Annotated in this window: 21 protein-coding genes; 13 read left to right on the forward strand and 8 right to left on the reverse strand. The window is 37.1% G+C overall.

Going from position 1 to position 19,136, the window contains the following annotated elements:
* Positions 1 to 39 precede the first annotated feature (39 nt).
* Positions 40 to 417 carry a GxxExxY protein gene (locus tag EA772_RS03395; protein WP_116169124.1) on the forward strand — a complete coding sequence of 126 codons (378 nt, stop codon included), beginning with the start codon at positions 40 to 42 and terminating at the stop codon, positions 415 to 417.
* Positions 418 to 463: 46 nt separating this feature from the next.
* The gene (locus EA772_RS03400) at positions 464 to 1,072 is read left to right on the forward strand and encodes a SprT-like domain-containing protein (RefSeq protein WP_124911179.1); all 609 of its coding nucleotides are present in this window, start codon (positions 464 to 466) and stop codon (positions 1,070 to 1,072) included.
* A 58-nt stretch (positions 1,073 to 1,130) separates the two neighbouring features.
* On the opposite strand, the gene gldN is transcribed toward EA772_RS03400, so the two are convergent.
* The 6 genes from gldN to EA772_RS03430 form a co-directional block, all read right to left on the reverse strand.
* Positions 1,131 to 2,039 (reverse strand): gliding motility protein GldN, encoded by a 909-nt coding sequence (gene gldN, locus EA772_RS03405; RefSeq protein ID WP_246834032.1) that lies wholly within the window; start codon positions 2,037 to 2,039, stop codon positions 1,131 to 1,133.
* 7 nt (positions 2,040 to 2,046) lie between these two features.
* Positions 2,047 to 3,579 carry a gliding motility protein GldM gene (gene gldM / locus EA772_RS03410; protein WP_116169121.1) on the reverse strand — a complete coding sequence of 511 codons (1,533 nt, stop codon included), beginning with the start codon at positions 3,577 to 3,579 and terminating at the stop codon, positions 2,047 to 2,049.
* Positions 3,580 to 3,622: 43 nt separating this feature from the next.
* Positions 3,623 to 4,432: a gliding motility protein GldL gene (gldL, locus tag EA772_RS03415; RefSeq protein WP_010599048.1), complete on the reverse strand. Its 810-nt coding sequence runs from the start codon at positions 4,430 to 4,432 to the stop codon at positions 3,623 to 3,625.
* 41 nt (positions 4,433 to 4,473) lie between these two features.
* Complete coding sequence (locus tag EA772_RS03420; protein ID WP_116169120.1) at positions 4,474 to 5,799, reverse strand: SUMF1/EgtB/PvdO family nonheme iron enzyme; 1,326 nt, start codon at positions 5,797 to 5,799, stop codon at positions 4,474 to 4,476.
* Positions 5,800 to 6,021: 222 nt separating this feature from the next.
* Positions 6,022 to 6,792: a uroporphyrinogen-III synthase gene (locus tag EA772_RS03425; protein ID WP_010599046.1), complete on the reverse strand. Its 771-nt coding sequence runs from the start codon at positions 6,790 to 6,792 to the stop codon at positions 6,022 to 6,024.
* 14 nt (positions 6,793 to 6,806) lie between these two features.
* Positions 6,807 to 7,784: a DUF4271 domain-containing protein gene (locus EA772_RS03430; RefSeq protein WP_124911180.1), complete on the reverse strand. Its 978-nt coding sequence runs from the start codon at positions 7,782 to 7,784 to the stop codon at positions 6,807 to 6,809.
* Between the two features lie 98 nt (positions 7,785 to 7,882).
* Between EA772_RS03430 and hemW the strand changes: the two genes are divergently transcribed.
* The 8 genes from hemW (at position 7,883) to EA772_RS03470 (ending at position 16,128) form a co-directional block, all read left to right on the forward strand.
* Complete coding sequence (hemW, locus tag EA772_RS03435; RefSeq protein WP_124911181.1) at positions 7,883 to 9,013, forward strand: radical SAM family heme chaperone HemW; 1,131 nt, start codon at positions 7,883 to 7,885, stop codon at positions 9,011 to 9,013.
* Positions 9,014 to 9,098: 85 nt separating this feature from the next.
* Positions 9,099 to 9,881, forward strand: a complete 783-nt coding sequence (locus EA772_RS03440; protein ID WP_124911182.1) for an SDR family oxidoreductase — start codon at positions 9,099 to 9,101, stop codon at positions 9,879 to 9,881.
* A gap of 257 nt (positions 9,882 to 10,138) precedes the next feature.
* Positions 10,139 to 11,020 carry a cupin-like domain-containing protein gene (locus EA772_RS03445; protein WP_124911183.1) on the forward strand — a complete coding sequence of 294 codons (882 nt, stop codon included), beginning with the start codon at positions 10,139 to 10,141 and terminating at the stop codon, positions 11,018 to 11,020.
* 79 nt (positions 11,021 to 11,099) lie between these two features.
* On the forward strand, positions 11,100 to 11,885 hold the full coding sequence (locus EA772_RS03450) for a DUF3050 domain-containing protein (RefSeq protein ID WP_010599041.1): 786 nt from the start codon (positions 11,100 to 11,102) through the stop codon (positions 11,883 to 11,885).
* A 130-nt stretch (positions 11,886 to 12,015) separates the two neighbouring features.
* On the forward strand, positions 12,016 to 12,894 hold the full coding sequence (locus tag EA772_RS03455) for a cupin-like domain-containing protein (RefSeq protein ID WP_010599040.1): 879 nt from the start codon (positions 12,016 to 12,018) through the stop codon (positions 12,892 to 12,894).
* 259 nt (positions 12,895 to 13,153) lie between these two features.
* Positions 13,154 to 13,768, forward strand: coding sequence for a sugar O-acetyltransferase (locus EA772_RS03460; protein ID WP_010599039.1), 615 nt, complete (start codon positions 13,154 to 13,156; stop codon positions 13,766 to 13,768).
* A 59-nt stretch (positions 13,769 to 13,827) separates the two neighbouring features.
* Positions 13,828 to 14,805, forward strand: coding sequence for a metallophosphoesterase (locus tag EA772_RS03465; RefSeq protein WP_124911184.1), 978 nt, complete (start codon positions 13,828 to 13,830; stop codon positions 14,803 to 14,805).
* Positions 14,806 to 14,859: 54 nt separating this feature from the next.
* Positions 14,860 to 16,128, forward strand: coding sequence for a DUF5690 family protein (locus EA772_RS03470; protein WP_124911185.1), 1,269 nt, complete (start codon positions 14,860 to 14,862; stop codon positions 16,126 to 16,128).
* Here the strand turns inward: EA772_RS03470 and EA772_RS03475 are convergent.
* Positions 16,106 to 16,642, reverse strand: a complete 537-nt coding sequence (locus EA772_RS03475; RefSeq protein ID WP_124911186.1) for a hypothetical protein — start codon at positions 16,640 to 16,642, stop codon at positions 16,106 to 16,108. The two genes, EA772_RS03470 and EA772_RS03475, sit on opposite strands and share 23 nt — an antisense overlap.
* A 3-nt stretch (positions 16,643 to 16,645) precedes the next feature.
* Positions 16,646 to 17,074 (reverse strand): DUF4440 domain-containing protein, encoded by a 429-nt coding sequence (locus EA772_RS03480; RefSeq protein ID WP_124911187.1) that lies wholly within the window; start codon positions 17,072 to 17,074, stop codon positions 16,646 to 16,648.
* Positions 17,075 to 17,251: 177 nt separating this feature from the next.
* Here EA772_RS03480 and EA772_RS03485 point away from each other — a divergent pair, with 177 nt between their 5' ends.
* The 3 genes from EA772_RS03485 to EA772_RS03495 are packed head-to-tail and all read left to right on the forward strand — an operon-like array spanning position 17,252 to position 19,126.
* Positions 17,252 to 17,920 (forward strand): suppressor of fused domain protein, encoded by a 669-nt coding sequence (locus EA772_RS03485; RefSeq protein WP_124911188.1) that lies wholly within the window; start codon positions 17,252 to 17,254, stop codon positions 17,918 to 17,920.
* 2 nt (positions 17,921 to 17,922) lie between these two features.
* On the forward strand, positions 17,923 to 18,816 hold the full coding sequence (locus EA772_RS03490) for a CbrC family protein (protein ID WP_210405071.1): 894 nt from the start codon (positions 17,923 to 17,925) through the stop codon (positions 18,814 to 18,816).
* Between the two features lie 4 nt (positions 18,817 to 18,820).
* A complete protein-coding gene (locus EA772_RS03495; protein ID WP_124911189.1) occupies positions 18,821 to 19,126 on the forward strand; it encodes a hypothetical protein in 306 nt (101 codons plus the stop codon).
* The last annotated feature ends 10 nt before the right edge of the window (positions 19,127 to 19,136 follow it).

The raw sequence follows: 19,136 nt of genomic DNA on the forward strand, positions 1-19,136 counted from the left end.
AGAAAAAAGGCGCAAAGAACACTAAGCTAAATTAAAATTATGGGTGAGAATGAATTATCAAGAGTTGTAATCGGTTTAGCAATTGAAGTACATAATGCATTAGGGCCAGGCTTGTTAGAAAGTGCTTACAAAGAATGCTTATTTTACAAAATTGCTAAAGCTGGATTATTTGTAGAAAAGGAAAAGATAATGCCTTTGATATTTGAAGAGGTGAGGTTGGAATGTGGCTATAGAATTGATATTTTAGTAGAAAGGAAATTAGTCCTTGAGCTGAAAAGCGTTGAAGCTTTAAATGATGTGCACTTGGCTCAAACATTAACTTATATGAAACTAGGAAATTATAAGTTGGGTTTGTTAATGAATTTCAATGTTACTCTTTTAAAGGATGGTTTAAAACGTATCGCTAATGGCCTGTAACTTTTCTTTGTTTCTTTGCGAAAAACTTTGCGAACTTTGCGGTTAAATGGAGAAAGTTGATTTATTAGCGCAATATATGCCGGCTCAGGCGGCGCCGCTAATTGCAAAATGGATAGATTATTTTCAGTGCGAATTTAAAATCGCTAAAACCCGTTCTACCAAACTTGGAGATTACCGCCATCCTTACCGCGATAAAGGACATCGGATTTCAGTAAATTTTAATTTGAATCATTATGCTTTTCTGGTGACTACAGTTCATGAATTTGCACACCTTTTAACCTGGAACGATTTCAAGAACAAAGTAAAACCACATGGTGGAGAATGGAAGAAAAACTTCCAGCGGATGATGGTTCCATTTTTTGAAATGAACATTTTTCCTGATGATATTCATAAAGCTATTGATAAGTACATGTCTAATCCAGCAGCTTCAAGCTGTTCTGATTTGCATTTGTCTAGAGCGTTAAAGAAGTATGATTCTGATCAAACTGAAACGTTGCATTTAGAACAACTTCCTGTAAATACCATTTTCAAAATCAAGGATGGCCGCCGTTTCACCAAAGGCGAACGTATTAGAAAACGTTACCGCTGTGTTTGCCTTGATGATAAACGAATCTATCTTTTTAATCCACTAGCGGAGGTTTTTGTAATAAATTAAATCACAACAGTGTAATGGAGCAAAAAAAAGCTTCGATAAAAATCGAAGCTTTTTTTTTTTAATATTCCCAAAGTCCCTGTTCATAATCAAGAACAGATTTTTTAATCCGTTCTGATTCGTACAATCTTTGTCTAGGATCCGTAATAATGTCTCTAAGTTTGTTATCTCCTGGATTAGATTCTTTTACAATGTAGCTGCTAAATAGGCGACGAATAAAGAAATCGTCAAAACTCAAAGAAGAAGCATCGTTATTGGTGTTAATTAAACGTTTTTTAGTTAAGATTTCACGGGCTTCAGGATAGTATACCCAGAAAACCGGTTGCCATTGTTTCGAAACCTCGTTATATTTCATTGGAGCAATACCAACGATACGTGGTTCGAAGATGGAACGTTTCACATCAAAAATCCAATCTTCTTTAATTCTGAATTTTAAAAATGATTCTGGATTGAGATCATTCGCTACGGTTTTTACTGTACCTGCTTTAGCATCTGTAACCTCAACAGTTCCTGCGGCAGCCATTCTTGCAGAATCAGCTGTCATAGGTGTATTAAATGCATCATCCTCATTTAAAACACTGTCAATCGGGGCATACGCAGTTAGTTCTTCCGACTTGATTGCCGATAATAATACATCAATCAATCTCGATTTCGGAGATTTCAACGCAGAATTAACAGTATCTCTTAAATCAATTTCTCTCCAGATACGTTTTGCGTAAAATACGTCCTCGTCACGCACCTCGGCCAGTGGCACCATCTCTGTGCTATCAATATCTCTACGAGCATAAAAACCATCTTTAGGCGGTACTTTTAGCTTTTTCTTAGCAACTTTAACAGGAGCTGCTACCGTATCTGCAACAGGTGCCGTAGTAACAGCAGCTTTTTTAGGTGCCAGCTTCGTTGGCTTTTTTTGAGCGAAAGCCAGTGATGTACATAAACCTAAAACAATGATGCTTACAATCCTTTTCATCTTCTTCTTATTTAACATTGAATGCTAATGAAGGTAAAACATTCTGGCGGCCATCAGGACCCACAGAAACGATATCTTCAAAAAATACTCTGGTGCCCGGCGTTACAGAATTGATTGCAGCTTTTACAGCACCTGCAAAACTTCCTCCACTACCAGAAATAGTCACCGCGTCTGAACGTGGTTTAATTACCGTTAACTTGTAACGCTGAATTTTAAATTTAACATCAAAAGGAAAATCATCTAAATCTGCTTCGATTTCTGATTCGCTTTTTAACTGAACTGACGCGATATCGCCGCCCGCTCTTCCACCAACTTTTGCAACCGGCTTAGGAATAGCTTTTACCCTGAATTTCTGAGCACCTAGACTAACCGTTTTACCCGCATTTGTTGCGCTTACGTTAATAGACACTTCACTTCCAACCTGACCACCTGAAACGTTAACGTTATAATTTCCATTTGAGCCAGACATTGATCCAGCTGAAATAGTAGCACGAACACTTTCTAACGGAAATCCTGCTGCCGAAACTGTAAATGGATTCGGAATACCTGCATAAATCACATTCATTTTTGTTGATGAAACCGTTGCAGATGGTTTTGCTACCTGATATTTTTGTGGCTGGGTTTTGTATTCTTTAACCTGCCCGTCAGTTTGACGAACACGAATTGTACCCACCCATGTAAATTCACCAACACTGCTTGTTCCACCTGTGTAAGTTCCTTTACCTTCTTTGATAGAAAGTTTATTTCCGTTAACCGAGATATCAGGAGTAGATCTCGAATCACTTGCGGTTAAAAACACCTCTGCTGTATACGGCTGGCCCTGGATTACATAAGATGTAGGTGCCACAGCAACCGCTGCAAACTGATCTAAATTTACCTGTGCCTTATCCATATTTCCAAACAACTTTTTAACCACTTCCGCCTCCGCATTTTTTGTATCAGCTTGTAGTTTTGTTAAAATTGTCATTGCAGCCGTTAAAGGCGTTCCCTCTCCAAAATAAGTTTCCTGCCAATTACCTTTTCTTTTTCTAACCGGATCTTTGGCCTCTAGAGAAAAGGCAACGTTTGCACGATCCGCAGGATCTAACAATGAAATTAATTTCTCTCTTGTCGCGTTAATTTTGTCCTTAAGCTGTGTAGCCTTTTTCTGGTTAATCATGATATTCTGAGCAATATCCTGATTAGATCTGTTTACTAAATCATCCGTTTCTGGATCAATTCCATCGCCAGCTGTTGTAAACTCTTTTTTGATGCTTTCAATGTAGTTGTTTAACTCATCAGCAGCAGCCTGTGCTTGCTTAGCCCTTTCGTAAATAGGCTGTGCTCGAGCAGGCTCTTCTTTCAACTTCGAATTTTCGAATGCAGAAAAAAGCTGATTTATACTTGTATTTACATTGTTTTTAGAAGTATCCAAACTATCATTGATATTTTTGAATGCATCTAAAATTGTATCTGATACGTTTAAGGCAAGCATAGCCAACAATACCAAATACATGATATTGATCATCCGCTGCCTTGTTGTTTCTTTTCCGCCTGCCATATTTTATGTAGCTTTTTTTTCTAAAAATTAAAAACTAGATAAATTATACACGTGGGCCGTTCATGGCCGATAACATATTGCCATAAATCGAGTTAAGTGAAGCTAAGTTTTTAGCCAACTTATTCACCTCTTCTTTAAACTGTTTAGAATCTTCCATCGATTCATTGAAGTTCTGCATGGTTAAAGATAGGTTAGAATAGAATTTATTCATCGATTTTAAGTGTGCGCTAGAATCTTGTAATTCTAATTCATACACTGCATTTAGCGCTGACAAATTCTTTGCTAAATTATTTACCTGATCGTGATAAGCCTGAGAATCTACGTTGCTTTCACCCATTGCTTTTAAATTAGCTGTTGCCTTTTCAAAAGAAGCACTTAAGTTATCAAAACCAGCAGAAGCCGTTTTTACTTTGCTTGTAAATTCATTTGTAGCAGTTGATGCATCAGCAACATTTGAAATAGTAGCTACTTTATCACCAAACGTACGCAAACCTGATCCTAAACTTTCGATTAATTCCGGTCCAATCTTAGCATCAGTTAATAACTTATCCAATGCTGCAGTATTTCCTGCTGAAACAGGTGCTGCAACTGGTCTTGCAGATACGGTTGGCAATTCGCCCTTGTAATCTTCTTTTAACTCTGGGTACACTCTTTCCCATGCTGGTTCTGGTTCTGGCGGAAAAAATCCTGTTAAGAAGAATAATATCGCTTCTACACCAAGACCGATACCAATCATGTAGTTACCTACAATTCCCCCTATATGAAGGATTTTAAATAAAGCCCCTACAATTACAATACTTGCTCCCCATGAAATCGCTACGTGTAACCAGCTTGGTTGTTTCTTTGCTGCCATAAAATTTTGATGTTTTTCTTTAGTTTTAGTTTTTCTTTGGTTTAATTTCTTAAATCGGTACCTGGGTAAGATGAAACGCATCTAAAACCAATGTATGATCTTTGGGTGTCCTGATATTCGTAGGTAGAAACGGCGTTCTGTAAGAAATAACCTGTATCCTTCCAGGAGCCCCCTTTAACTATTTTACGTTTTTTGTATTTACTGTCTCCAGCACTGGCATCGTAAGTAAAGTTCGGACTTAAATCATGAAGTAACGGTGCAGCACCTTTATTGTAAGCAGTAATCGTCCATTCTGAAACATTTCCAGCCATGTTATATAAACCGTAATCATTTGGAAAATATGATCTTACTCCTACTGTGTAAATTCCACCATCGCTAGAGTAATCTCCACGACCCGGTTTAAAGTTTGCCTGTAAACATCCTTTGGTATTTCTGATGTAAGGTCCGCCCCATGGATATTTTGTTTTAGTGTTACCACCTCTTGCTGCGTATTCAAATTCCGTTTCAGCTGGCAATCTGTAATCAGATCTAGAGCCTACCGGCATTTTTCTCGCTTGCGCTACGCCATCATACAATCTTGTTCTCCACTGAGAGAATGCTTTTGCCTGCTCCCAACTTACACCTACAACAGGATAATCATCATAAGATGGATGACTGTAGTAAGCACGTACCATCGGATCATTCATTGAATAAGAATAATCTGTTTTCCAAACCATTGTATCAGGATAAATGGCAACAGTATACCTATCAATATAATCCTGGCGTTTGCTGTTCGGATTTTTATGTCCTAAAGCAGCTTTATCCATATTTAATTCCGCATATGAATACTCCAGCTTGCGTACATCGATTTCCTTTTTGCCAGGTAATGCATCTAAACCAGAATAATACATGCCGTCTAACTGGCTTGCCTGAGCACCGTTAGCTCCTCTGCCTCTGTTGCGCCAGATATTGGCGCCATTTTGACCAACCCTTTTCCAATCAATGTATTTCTCTCCACCAACCTGAGCCGCTGCATTACCTCTCGGTGTCATCATAAACTGCTGAGGATTTCCCATCATGGCAATTGCAATTGAATCACGAACCCAATTGGTAAATTGGCGATACTCTGCGTTTGAGATCTCAGTTTGATCCATGAAAAAAGCTGGGATGGTAGTCATCCTACTCGGACCATTTTGCGAAAAAGTAATATCTTCATCAGATCCACCGAGCGGAGTGTGGCCTGGCGGAATATAAACCATGCCTAAAGGAATTCTGTTGTTTTTGAATTTTCGGTTGTATGCACCAACTAACTCGCCCTGGCCACCATGACCACAACTTGCTAGCAATACAGTTATACCCACAATAGCTAGAAGGTAGATTTTCTTCATATTAAATATAGTGTGCAAAGCACGTTAGGAGCAATTTTATCAAAAATCATTGAAATTATCAACAATTGCAAATATTTTAAGTTAAATCGTTTGTTTAAAGCAAATAGCTGTAGTTATCAGCACAAATTCGCCTAATATTTCTGTTACAATAAAAGCGTAACCTTCTTATAACAGCAAAGTTACGCTTTTATTGTGTTGACTGAAAATAAATTATTGAATGTATTATTTATTAGATGTTTTGATATAGTTTTCAATAGCCATGGTCATAGAAGGTACGCCGGGGGTTGGCGCTGCTATATCAACAATCAAATCCATATCTGTACAAGCTTTACTTGTGTTTACTCCGAAAGCTGCAATACGTGTATTATTCTGTTTAAAGTCAGGGAAATTTTTAAACAACGATTGAATACTTGAAGGACTAAAGAAGGCAATTACATCATAAAAAACCTCCGCTAAATCCGATAAATCACTCACTACGGTTCTGAAAAGCACAGCTGGAGTAAAATCATAACCACTTTTTTCAAGGAACTTCATGGTATCCTCTGTTGCTACATCCGAGCAAGGATATAAAAACTTCTCATTTGCATGCTTCTTCAATACTTCTGCTAAGTCAGCAGCCGTTTGTTTTCCAAAGAAAATCTTGCGCTTTCTATACTGAATATATTTCTGCAAATACAAAGCTATAGTTTCAGACAGACAAAAATATTTTAATTCAGCCGGAACATCATAACGCATTTCTTCACAAATTCTGAAAAAATGATCTGCAGCATTGCGACTTGTAAAAATAACAGCCGTAAAGTCGGCAAGATTAATTTTATCCTTCCTGAAGTCCCTTGCAGGCACACCTTCAACGTGGATAAAAGACCTAAAGTCAACTTTTAAATTGTGCTTTTTGGCCAAGTCGTAATAAGGAGATTTTTCTGTTTCAGGTTTTGGTAAAGTAACCAAAATACTTTTCACTTTGCGAATTCTAGAGTCGTTCTTTTCTTGCATTTTCCTTTTTCCAGCTACAATCCTATCGTTTTAATTAGTATTAAAATAGGACATATTTCGAGGGCGCAAAAGTACAAAATTAAATGCATTCTAGAAAACTTATTATTAGAAAGTATAGTAACTCCAGCCCGGAGAAGTTGAAAGGCAAAAATAACCCCTAACAATAAGACCGCCAATACAATATATACCTCGCCATATTTAAGGGGTGATAACGCAAATGCCACTACTAAAGGAATAAAAAGTAAAGATGCATTGAAGTAACTGAGGTACAATATCGAAATGTATTCTCCAACTGGTTTTTGTACATTAAACAGAAAACCTAGAAACCTTAAAACGACAAGTTTCAACGCATAAAAACCAATAATCGTGAGTGAAATTGTAAAGAAAAACCGAAATCCTTCTTTTGCCTGGTACATATCCCGCCATTGTGCCACCAAAAAGAAAAACATTCCGAATACAAACCCGAACTGAACAAACAACAACAAGAATGGCCAGGAACTAAATAGGTTATCCTCTTTGTTTATATTATTTAAAATACGGTTACTGAAGAATGACTGCACAATTGCCGACAATTGCTTTGAAAATGCATTTTTCAAAATGGCAAAAATCACAAGCATGGCAAAAATAAAGCCCAGCAAACCTACATTGCCTTTAGGAATTTGAGAACCTAACTGGTAAGGATTTGCCTTTTTCTTTAGGTGTTGATATTTTTTATGCCAGGCTATTAAATCGAGTGAAGGAAAAAGATATTCTTTCTCTACACTATCCAACAGAATAGTTTTATTAATTAAACTGTCTGACAGTGCCCAGGTGTGTTTTACAATAGAATCTGTTACAAATTTTTGGCGGGCAAGTGCTGCCGAATCCAGGCGATATCTTCGATATTGATACTTCACTACCGACGTAGAATCAATATTCACGGGAGTTTGTTGTGCAGCTGTTATATTTCCCCACAATAAAAACGTAAATAAAATGAAAGCGAATTTCGGCATGCTTTGAATCAAAACTTTAAGCTTGCAAAAGTAGTTGAATAATCATTGTTTACCTAAAGAAAATAAATGGATTTAGAATATGCTGTATCTTTGCAGCAATGTCCGGTATCTACATCCATATTCCTTTTTGCAAAAAGGCTTGCCATTATTGCGATTTCCATTTCAGTACATCTTTAAAATATGCTGATGAGATGGTTGAAGCCATTTGTAAAGAAATCAAAATGAAGAAAAACCGAATACCGGGGCAGGTTGGTAGTATTTATTTTGGAGGAGGAACCCCATCTATTTTATCGCAGGCTGCACTACAAAAGATTTTTGATACTATTACTCAAAATTATCAGATAGATTCGAATGCCGAAATTACCATGGAGGCCAATCCTGATGATTTGACTGCACAAAAATTAAAAGAACTAAAGCAGTTACCCGTGAATCGGTTTAGTGTTGGCATCCAATCTTTTTTTGATGAGGATTTGACCTGGATGAACCGGGCACATCATGCCAGTGAAGGGGAAAATGCTATAAAGAGAAGTCAAGATGCCGGTTTTGAAAATTTGACGCTCGATCTGATTTATGGCTACCCATTGTTAACGGATACGAAGTGGCTCAGTAATATCGACAAAGCGATTGAGTTAAATGTTCCACATATTTCCGCTTACGCGTTAACTGTTGAACCCAGAACAGCTCTGGCTCATGCCATTAAAACTAGAAAGCAAATACCCGTTAACGATCATCAAAGTGCCGAGCAGTTTGTAATCTTAATGAACAAATTAACGGCATCAGAATTTGATCATTATGAAATTTCAAATTTTGCTAAGCCAAACTGCTATGCGATTCATAACACCAACTATTGGCGAGGCATTAATTACATCGGCATTGGCCCATCAGCACATGGTTTTGATGGGCAAAACAGATATATGAACCCGGCAAACAACGCCATGTACATAGATGCCCTGGAAAGAAATAAGTTGCCGGAAGTTATTGAAACGCTTAGCATAGAAGATAGTTTCAATGAATATATGATGACTTCCTTGAGAACAATGTGGGGTATAGATTTAACGAAAATCGCCAACGACTTTGGGAAGGATTTTTTTGAGGAAACCATGCAAAACCTTCGAGGTTTTGAAGATAAAGACTGGTTGATCCTCGAGAAGGATACCATTAAATTAAGCCAAAATGGAAAGCTCTTTGCTGACCATATTGCCGCTGAATTGTTTATCATTAAGGAGTAAGTTCGGATAACTCAATGATGAGGAACAAAGTTGAAGCATAATTGAGATCAATATTTGAACACTCAGAATTTAATAATTAAAGTATATGTCGAAAATTGTTTGGATAACGGGTGCCTCCTCAGGAATTGGCGAAGCCCTGGTTTATGAATATTTCAAAGCCGGAGACAAGTTAATCCTCTCGGGCCGCAACCGCGATGAGTTGTTTAGGGTAAAGGGAAATTGCCAAAACTCGTTTAATGTACACGTGCTTCCGTTCGATTTAAGTGAAACAGAAATTCTGGAAAGCAAGGCTCAGGACGCAATTAAAATCTTCGGCAAAATCGATTTGTTAATTAATAGCGGAGGCGTTAGCCAGCGGGGCTTGGCGCTTGAAACTGATTTGAAGACCGAACAACAAATTATGAGCACTAATTTTTGGGGAACAGTTACTTTAAGCAAAGCTGTTATACCAAATATGATCAAAAATGGGGGCGGTCAAATCGTGATCATCAGCAGTTTGGTAGGCAAATTCGGAACAAAATTAAGATCGGCTTATGCAGCCTCAAAACACGCGTTGCATGGCTATTTCGACTCAGTGCGGTCAGAAGTTTTCGATAAAAATATTAATATAACAATTATTTGCCCTGGATTTATCAAAACAAATGTTACCTATAACGCCCTTACCGGGGATGGAAAACCACTTAACGTAATGGGCGAAGCCCATGAAACAGCCATGTCGGCAAAAGATTGTGCTTCGGAAATTGTAACAGCAGTAAAAGCCAAAAAAGAAGAAGTCTACATCGGCGGAAAAGAGACTAGAGCCGTTTTGCTCAAACGCTTTTTCCCAAAAATCTTCTCGAAAAAGGTGCGTGAGGCTAAAGTTATTTAGATGTTTTTAAAAAAAATGCAGCACTTAAAAACCAGCTGTTTTTTTTATTCGTAAATATAGATGTTGGTTGAAAAATCATCCATATTTAAAGAAACATATCACGTCCCCGTATAATTAATTAACGTTCCAGCTGGTAGCTGGAGCGTTTTTTTGTTAATCAATGGCTAAGTTATTTGTCAGTAGTATTTCAAGTTTTCACCTATTATCGGCATTGCAGTTTTAACTCCTTAGTTTTGACGCATTAACAGTTTATTAACATGAAGTTCGATTTATCTCCAATTGATGTGGTGGATGATATTTCTAAAGTAGATTTCGAAAAGAATTATCTTATTCCACGCAAACCGCTGGTTATAAAAAACATGGCAAAAGAATGGCCTGCGTACGAAAAATGGTCAATGGATTACATGAAGAAAGTAGTTGGAGAGAAAATTATTCCATTGTACGACAGCTCAAAAGCCGATCCATCCAAACCCATAAATGCCGCAGCAGCGGAAATGAAATTCACTGAGTATATTGATTTAATTAAAGAAACACCGACAGATTTACGGATTTTTCTTTTTGATCCCATAAAATTTGCGCCTAAACTACTCGATGATTATATCGCTCCTAAAAAGCTTATGGGTGGTTTTTTAGACCGATATCCTAATATGTTTTTTGGAGGAAAAGGATCAGTAACTTTCCTACACTACGACATTGATTTGGCGCACATTTTCCATACACATTTTAATGGTCGAAAACAGGTAATTTTATTTCATTACAAGTGGAAAGAGCGTCTTTATCAGATTCCCTATGCCACCTATGCTTTAGAAGATTATGATGTCGAAAACCCGGATTTTGAGAAATTCCCGGCGTTGAAAGGTGTTAAAGGTGTGGAAGCGTTTCTTGAACATGGTGATACACTTTTTATGCCTACAGGTTATTGGCATTGGATGAAATACCTCGATGGTTCATTCTCTATTAGTTTACGGGCCTGGGATAAAAGCTGGAAGGTGAAAGCAAAAAGCTTATACAATTTAACACTACAGCGCAAATTTGACGACTTTATGAAAGCAAACTACCGAGAGAAATACATGAGTTGGAAAGAGAATTTAGCCATCAAACGAGCAAAGAAATCACTTATACATAATTTACCAAAATAACAAAAGATTGAATGATTTCTAGAGCGAAGATCAGCACTATAAAACATTCACTCATTAATCTGCAATCCACAATTAGAATATGCATCCCAACATTTTAAAAATTCAAGAGAACATTGAGCCGCTTAGGCAGCAAATTATAAATCATAAAGTTTATTCAGCGATCAGTGAATTGGAAGATCTTCAGGTCTTTATGGAACACCATATTTATGCCGTATGGGATTTCATGTCGCTACTTAAGGCATTACAAATAAACTTAACCTGCACCACATTGCCCTGGTTTCCGGTTGGCGACGCTGTTACCAGGCAGCTCATTAATGAGATTGTTGCCGGCGAAGAAAGTGATGTAGATGCAGATGGTAAGATTAAAAGTCATTTCGAGCTCTACCTGGATGCCATGGCGCAATGTGGTGCAAATGTTTTACCAGTTAAAAACTTTTTAAGCTCCTTGCAAAAAGGCAGAGATTTTGACATGGCTTTTGAACTGGCACAAGTACCTCAAGCTGCCCGAGATTTTGTAAAAGCTACCTTCGACACGATTAACAGTGGCAAAACACATCTACAGGCGGCAAGTTTTACTTTTGGTAGAGAAGATTTAATTCCGAACATGTTTTTCAGCATGGTGAACGATTTAAACAGCACACAACCTGATCGTGTTTCGATTTTTAAATACTACCTGGAACGCCATATCGAGGTAGATGGCGACCATCACAGTCATTTGGCTTTGGCCATGACCGAAAAGCTATGCGAAAAAGATGAAAGTTATTGGGCTGAAGCTGAAGAAACGACCAGGCAAGCGCTGCAAAAACGTATTGATTTGTGGGATGCTGCTTATGCAGAAATCGTAGGAAGAAAGATCCCCGCTTAACATTACGGAAATGTTAAGGGAACGATACTTTAGAATTAAGTAATTTTCGTCACATTTCTTTTGAGATATATTATTTGTAAAATAAAATTTACACATTTGTTGTTCGGCAACAAAAACCAAAATAAAACGCATGAGTTTCATCTTAAAACCAGTAGACATCGTCGAGAATATCACTCCTGAGGATTTCAAGAAAAACTACCTGAAAACAAAAAAACCATTAGTGATTCGGGGCTTAACAAAAGATTGGCCAGCGAGAGAAAAATGGACTACTGAATATCTGAAAGAAATTGGTGGCGATTTGGAAGTTCCTTTGTACGACAACTCTAAAGCAGATCCTTCAAAGCCAATTAATGCTGCTACGGCACATATGAAATTCGGCGATTACCTAGATCTAATTAAACGTGAGCCTACTGAATTGAGGATCTTCTTTTTCAATTTATTCAAAAAAGTTCCGAGTTTAATTAACGACGTTAAAATTCCCAAAGATTTAATGGGCGGTTTTATCGAAAGTATGCCAGCGATGTTTTTTGGTGGTTCGAACTCAGTTACCTTTTTGCACTACGACATCGATTTACCTCATATTTTTCACACTCATTTTGGTGGAAGAAAGCATATTGTTCTTTTTGACAACAAGTGGAAAGACCGGTTATATTGCCTTCCAAATGCGACCTATGCCTTGGAAGATTACGATGTTGCAAATCCGGATTTCGAAAAATTCCCTGCCTTAAAAGGTGTAGAAGGTTACGAAGTTTTCCTAGAGCATGGTGATACTTTATTTATGCCTACAGGAATGTGGCATTGGATGAAATATTTAGATGGTTCATTCTCATTAAGCTTGCGAGCCTGGGATCAATCGATTTCGCGTAAAGTTGCAAGCGTATGGAGTTTGTTTACACACGGTGCTGTGGATAGTTTAATTAAAATGACTTTCAAAGAAAAGTATGCCCACTGGAGAGAGAAAAAAGCAATTAAAATTGCCGAAAAAGCGTTAGCGAAAGGCAAGCCTTAAAATAAATGATAACAAAATCCGTTTTAAGGATTTTGGGGAAAGCAATTTCAACGGGGAATCGATGTATCGATAGCCCCGTTTTTTTTGAAACAAAACGCAATTTCAATTTGCTGATTGGTGTTTGTTGTTGCTTGTACATATATGAAATGCTTCGCACCTCGCCATGTTAACATCGTTGATAAATTATTCTGGTAATTCTTCACAGTAAAAAGATTTTATTTTATAACTTTTCCGGATCAGCTAAGAACAAAATCATTTTATGGAAATTAATTTACTTACCGAAAAAGAAAAGATGCTTGCCGGCAAAGCGTATCAAGCTGGAGATGCCGAATTATCAAAAGAAAGATTAAAAGCCCGCGAAATTGTTTTCGAATTTAACAACCTTGCGCCCAAATTTATCAAGCAACGAAAAGAGTTGTTAAAAAGACTTTTCGGCAAAACCGAAAAGATGTTTTACATCGAGCCGCCTTTCCGTTGTGATTATGGTTACAACATTGAAATAGGCGACAACTTTTATGCAAACTTTAACCTGGTTATTTTAGATTGCGCAAAGGTGAGTATCGGAAACAGCGTTTTCATTGCTCCAAATGTAGCCATTTATACCGCAGGTCATCCTATTCATGCACATCTACGTGATCAGGAATGGGAATGGGCACAAGAAATTACCATTGGCAACAGTGTTTGGATTGGTGGAAATGTCGTGATTAATCCTGGCGTTAAAATTGGCTCAAATGTGGTTATTGGCTCAGGAAGCATTGTCACCAGAGATATTCCTGATAATGTGTTCGCGGCAGGAAATCCTTGCAGGGTAATCCGACAGCTTACTGATGCTGACAAAGATTTCTATTATAAAGATTTTAAGCTCGGAGAATAATCTTTACGATAGCCTGGTAATACTAAAACAAATTCATAATCGTTATCTGGATAAACGAGATGAGAAACTTAATTAATATTTTTGTTTTACTCTTCTTATTCAGCTGCTCAAAGCATACTGAACCGGCTATAGCTACGCCTGAAACGGTCAGTACAACCTTTGTTATTCCAATTTTTCCTGACACACAGGAAGCCGTTACCCGAAACAATGCGATGTTTACCACGCAATGCGATTGGATAGCAAGAGTAAAGGATTCATTAAATATCCCGTTGGCGCTCCATGTTGGAGATTTGGTAAACTTCGATACGATTCCGCAATACCAAACGGCCAGTAATATTATGAAACGTTTGGACGATCGCAATGTACCATATGTTATCGCCGTCGGAAATCATGATACCGGAGCTGTTTTACCTAACAGCGGAAGTGCGGCACCCGGAAATGTAAATGCTAACCTAAGGAATACCACAAAATTCAATTCCTTTTTCCCAACAAGTCGATTCAAACTTCAAAAAGGCGTTTTCGAAGCAAATAAAAGTGATAATGCCTTTCATCAATTTACAGCCGTCAATAAAAAATGGATGGTGATTAACCTTGAATTTTGTGCCAGAGAAAGTGCTGTAAAATGGGCCGACAGTATTATATCAATATACCCGGATTTTAATACAATCGTAGTGACCCATTATCATTTAACCCCAACCGGCGAAATAAATACAACTAATGCTGGCTATGGAAACATGAAATGCTCAGATATTTTTAACAAGTATTTAAAGAATCATAAAAACCTGTTGATGGTTTTAAGCGGTCATGTATGTTATGCTGCGCAACGGTCAGATCTTGGAACAAATGGAAATACCATTTACTCCATACTACAAAATTATCAATGCGAAGATAGCGGAGGTGGTTATTTAAGATTGCTGCAAATTGATACGAAACAGGGCACCATTTCTGGTAAAATGTTTTCTCCATTTTATAACAATACCAAATCAGATATTTCAACGCAGTTTACCTTCAGCAATGTTAAGTTCGTAGGAACTTAAGAACATATCTTAACTTTTATTTATATTTCCAAAACCAAACATTTGGAAATACTGATGCCTAAAACCTTAAAGTTCAATAACTACCTCAAAACAGGATTATATACTTCAATAGTGGTTTTCTTAGCATATACAATGATTTTTGGTTTTAGAAAATCATTCACGGTTGCCACATTCGATGGGCTCACTATTGGAGGTTATAGCTATAAAACTGTGCTGGTCATTTGCCAGATGCTGGGTTATCTATTGGCAAAATTTTACGGTATAAAATATATTTCCGAATTAAAACGCAACGGTCGAGGAAAAATAATTATCGTTCTAACTGCAATTTCCTGGTTAAGCTGGCTGTTTTTTGCCATTGTGCCTTTGCCGTACAATATTGTTTTTCTTTTCATTAATGGTTTTCCACTTGGCATGCTTTGGGGAGTGGTTTTCTCTTATGTTGAAGGCAGGCGAAGTACCGATTTCATTGGGGCAACATTGGCCGTAAGTTTTATTTTCGCGTCAGGATTTGTAAAGTCTGTTGGCTCGTGGTTGGCCATTACTTTTCATCTTTCAGAATTCTGGATTCCTTTTAGCACAGGTTTAGTTTTTGCATTGCCCCTATTGCTGTTTATCTTTTTGATGGAAAAAATTCCACCACCAGACACTGAAGATATTCAATATCGATCAGAGCGAACACCAATGATCGATCTAGATCGGAAATTATTTGTTAAAGAATTTTTTGGAGGACTGATCGCCTGTGTGATCATTTATTGCTTTGCAACTATTTTCAGAGATATCCGAGACAACTTTGGCGCAGAAATGTGGAAGGAAATGGGTTTTTTAAATCAACCTGCCATATTCGCGAAAACAGAAACGCCAATCACATTAATCGTGCTCGTGCTCATTGGCAGTATGGTTCTCATCAAAAATAATTTTACTGCCTTAAAAACGGCACATTATTTTATCCTGTCGGGATTTCTATTAGCCGGTGCATGTACACTAATGTTTAAGGCAAGCCTCATTCCTCCTGTTTGGTGGATGACCTTGGTAGGCTTAGGACTTTATATGGTTTACATTCCCTTTAATGCGGTGTTTTTTGATCGGCTAATAGCTACTTTCAAACAAACAGGCAATGTGGGTTTCCTCATTTATATTGCTGATTCATTCGGTTATGTGGGGAGTATAGGTGTTTTGCTGAGCAAAGAGATATTTAAGGTACAATTAAACTGGGTAAATTTTTTCTCCAACAGCGTAATCTTATTGTCGATAATTGGCTGCTTGCTGACCATCTATTCACTGTATTACTTTAACAGGAAGTTTATTTCACACGCAAAGATTTAATTACCGAATCGGCTACGCTAAAGTTTTTCTTTTTATCCTTAATATCAACACTGCTAATGAAAGAATAGGTTTTTCCTTTGTGATGCATCACAGCTAAACTTCCTTTATTGCGGTTGGCAATAATCCTTGTTTCAAAATCAGCCTTTAAAACATCATATTTTCCTATCTTAACTGTCTTTGGCTCATTTAACATCCCGAACTCCACATTGCGTTTTCCATAACTCGCTCTGGATTGTGTAATCAAATTTTTTAAAGTCTTATCTAGATTTACAGAATCCATCGAGGTGATAATTAGATAAGCATCTTTTGAAAAAGGTTCTTCGTCACTTATTGAAATAAAACGGCTATTCGCAACACCATCAATGGTGCGATCCTTTTTAACTTTCCAGTATTTTGGTAAGCTAAAACTCAGTCCATCCTTACTATAAATTGAGTTCTGTTGCTTTTCAGCTGACGGATTACAAGCCGAAATCACAATGATTAAAGTGCAAATGCTAAAAAGATATCTTTTCATCTACTAGGAACTGTGGTCAACAATTATCTTCCAGATTCCATTAATCTTCCTGAACAATAAAGTATAATAACCCTGCGGTTCATCTTTATCGCGTTTTAAATGCCAGCTACCCAAAACGAAAGCCACGTCTTTGTTCAAAAACTCCACCTTTTTTATTCCAAAAGTTAAAATGCCCATTCCTGCTTTTCCCTGATAAGTTTTCTTATAATTATCAAGTGTTTGTTGCCATCCATAGGTTGGTCCGCTTTTACCCACAAAAAGTAAACTATCGCTTTTAACATATCCTTCCATGAACGTTTCTACATCACCTTTGTTCCAGGCTTGTCTTTGTGTTTCAAGCACATTTAAGATTGCTTTTTTATCACTTGCCGTTTGTGCTGAAGCAAATGAAACAATACAGCAGAAAATTAAAGTGAAAATTGATTTAGTCATGTTGCGCTTATTAAATGAGAAAAATGAATTACTTCTATACTCAAATGTAGAAATACATCCGCAACTAAATGAATAAAACCTTTGAAAAATAAGATTCTCTTCAATTGATTAAATGGATTAAGATTTGCAGTGAATTTAAACGCAACAATAATTTAGTTTTCTTTTTAATTTAGAAATATGAATGAATTCTACGAGAAGTTTCGCAACCGAACCTATTTTGACCATCATCCAGAATCCATTGCCGATCATTTAGATCAGTTTTATGAATCAAACGAAATCACAGTATTTCATGAAATGGTTTCACCTGATATTCATTTAGATGTTTATTTCATCAACTCTAAAAAACACGCTTTTAATATTTTACTAACTTCAGGCATGAGTTTACTGGAAATGACTGTTCCGGAATCAGTTGAAGAGCCTGAACTGTATAAATTTGCAGAGCTGATGATCTTACTACCTAAGTCAATCGAATTTGGAAAAACCTTTCCAAGTAAGAATGAAAACGATTGGATATTAGAAATGATTAAAGATACTGCTCGCTTTCCACATCATTATGATACCTGGTTAAGCATTGGGCACACCTTACAAAGTACTGCTGATATGGAAACGTATAGCAAAGAAACCGATTTTGTGGGGTTGGTGGTATTGCCTTCAGTAACGTTTGATGAAGAATTTACGGAAATTAAAGCTGGAGAGAATTCAATTAATATTTACAGTTTATTTCCACTTTATAAAAATGAACTCGAGTTCAAAATCGCCAACAATTACAATGCACTTTTAGATCGTTTGATTGAGAAAGATGCACAGGAAATTTTAGATAATAGCAGGAAAAATTTACTAGCTTAATCATGGATGACAGGATTGAAAAATTGAAGGAGATTAACCTTTTAATTTCGAGTGCAATTTCTAAAAGCAACAAATTCTGGTTTGAGCATGTGTTGCCTTCGCAAATGTCTTTGCCTTTATTTGAAAAAGCCGAAGCACAGTTAAATGCCATCTTAAAAGATTATCCTACCGATACCAATTTCTGGCGAATGCTTTGCAACGTTAAAACCTATACCATGGATTATGTGGAAGCAATCACAGCATTAGAAAAAGTAATTGCTTTGGAAAATAAACAGAAAGATAAAACCCAGTTACTAGAATTAATGGAACATAAGGATGTTCCGAAACCAAAGGCAAAGGTAAAAACAACCAAAAGTGATTCGCTTCAAAGAGCGCTTCCTTATTTTAAATATCACCCGGAACCAACAGTTACCGGTGCTTTTGAAACAGGTACGGTAGTGACTTGCGATTGCTGTAAAATGCCCACTGATATTTACTATACTAATCCATTTTTCGCTGTCGATGAGATTGAAGCGCTTTGTCCATGGTGCATAGCCGATGGTAAAGCAGCCAGGAAATTTGAAGGTAGTTTTCAGGATGATATCAGTGTTGATAATATAAATGACCCAGAAAAATTGAAGGAATTAGTGGAACGCACTCCGGGTTACAATGGATGGCAGCAAGAGTATTGGTTAGCGCATTGCAATGATTACTGTGCTTTTAAAGGTTATGTCGGCTGGCAGGAAATTGAACCTTTGCTCGATCAGTTCGCAGATATAGAAAGTGATTTAGCAAAAGCCGGAGGACTCAAACTAACAGAATTACCAAATTATTTAAGAGACAATGGCTCTTGTCAAGGCTATCTCTTTCAATGTATTTGTTGCAATAAATACAGGATCTATTACGATTTCGACTAAAAAAATGAAAAATGGTATTAAAATTTTACTGGGTGGAGTTTTATTATTTGGCATAATTACACTAGCTACCACGAGCTTAGATTATGATGCCGATGGTGCCGATCGATATGGTTTTCCGCTTAACTTTTACACTAAAGTAACTGGCTACAATGAGATAACCATGGAAGGCGGTACCAGCATTGAATTTGATACGCTAAACTTTATATGTGATCTAGCAGTTGCATCGCTATTAAGCTGGTTAATGCTATTGGCTTACAAAAAGTTACGCCGCAGAAAAACATTAAAAAGTGAAAATCAGGTGAGATCTTGATCTTTTTAAA

This window comes from Pedobacter sp. G11 (assembly GCF_003860265.1).
Lineage (GTDB): Bacteria > Bacteroidota > Bacteroidia > Sphingobacteriales > Sphingobacteriaceae > Pedobacter > Pedobacter agri.

Excerpts from the sequence above, each read along its gene's own strand:
- EA772_RS03460 (WP_010599039.1), top strand. The coding sequence starts at position 13,154 with ATGGAAATTAATTTACTTACCGAAAAAGAAAAGATGCTTGCCGGCAAA.
- EA772_RS03430 (WP_124911180.1), bottom strand. The coding sequence starts at position 7,784 with ATGCCGAAATTCGCTTTCATTTTATTTACGTTTTTATTGTGGGGAAAT.
- gldN (WP_246834032.1), bottom strand. The coding sequence starts at position 2,039 with ATGAAAAGGATTGTAAGCATCATTGTTTTAGGTTTATGTACATCACTG.
- EA772_RS03425 (WP_010599046.1), bottom strand. The coding sequence starts at position 6,792 with ATGCAAGAAAAGAACGACTCTAGAATTCGCAAAGTGAAAAGTATTTTG.
- EA772_RS03420 (WP_116169120.1), bottom strand. The coding sequence starts at position 5,799 with ATGAAGAAAATCTACCTTCTAGCTATTGTGGGTATAACTGTATTGCTA.
- EA772_RS03395 (WP_116169124.1), top strand. The coding sequence starts at position 40 with ATGGGTGAGAATGAATTATCAAGAGTTGTAATCGGTTTAGCAATTGAA.
- EA772_RS03450 (WP_010599041.1), top strand. The coding sequence starts at position 11,100 with ATGCATCCCAACATTTTAAAAATTCAAGAGAACATTGAGCCGCTTAGG.
- hemW (WP_124911181.1), top strand. The coding sequence starts at position 7,883 with ATGTCCGGTATCTACATCCATATTCCTTTTTGCAAAAAGGCTTGCCAT.
- EA772_RS03475 (WP_124911186.1), bottom strand. The coding sequence starts at position 16,642 with ATGAAAAGATATCTTTTTAGCATTTGCACTTTAATCATTGTGATTTCG.
- EA772_RS03455 (WP_010599040.1), top strand. The coding sequence starts at position 12,016 with ATGAGTTTCATCTTAAAACCAGTAGACATCGTCGAGAATATCACTCCT.
- EA772_RS03465 (WP_124911184.1), top strand. The coding sequence starts at position 13,828 with ATGAGAAACTTAATTAATATTTTTGTTTTACTCTTCTTATTCAGCTGC.
- EA772_RS03490 (WP_210405071.1), top strand. The coding sequence starts at position 17,923 with ATGGATGACAGGATTGAAAAATTGAAGGAGATTAACCTTTTAATTTCG.
- EA772_RS03495 (WP_124911189.1), top strand. The coding sequence starts at position 18,821 with ATGAAAAATGGTATTAAAATTTTACTGGGTGGAGTTTTATTATTTGGC.
- gldM (WP_116169121.1), bottom strand. The coding sequence starts at position 3,579 with ATGGCAGGCGGAAAAGAAACAACAAGGCAGCGGATGATCAATATCATG.
- EA772_RS03470 (WP_124911185.1), top strand. The coding sequence starts at position 14,860 with ATGCCTAAAACCTTAAAGTTCAATAACTACCTCAAAACAGGATTATAT.
- EA772_RS03480 (WP_124911187.1), bottom strand. The coding sequence starts at position 17,074 with ATGACTAAATCAATTTTCACTTTAATTTTCTGCTGTATTGTTTCATTT.
- EA772_RS03445 (WP_124911183.1), top strand. The coding sequence starts at position 10,139 with ATGAAGTTCGATTTATCTCCAATTGATGTGGTGGATGATATTTCTAAA.
- gldL (WP_010599048.1), bottom strand. The coding sequence starts at position 4,432 with ATGGCAGCAAAGAAACAACCAAGCTGGTTACACGTAGCGATTTCATGG.
- EA772_RS03400 (WP_124911179.1), top strand. The coding sequence starts at position 464 with ATGGAGAAAGTTGATTTATTAGCGCAATATATGCCGGCTCAGGCGGCG.
- EA772_RS03440 (WP_124911182.1), top strand. The coding sequence starts at position 9,099 with ATGTCGAAAATTGTTTGGATAACGGGTGCCTCCTCAGGAATTGGCGAA.
- EA772_RS03485 (WP_124911188.1), top strand. The coding sequence starts at position 17,252 with ATGAATGAATTCTACGAGAAGTTTCGCAACCGAACCTATTTTGACCAT.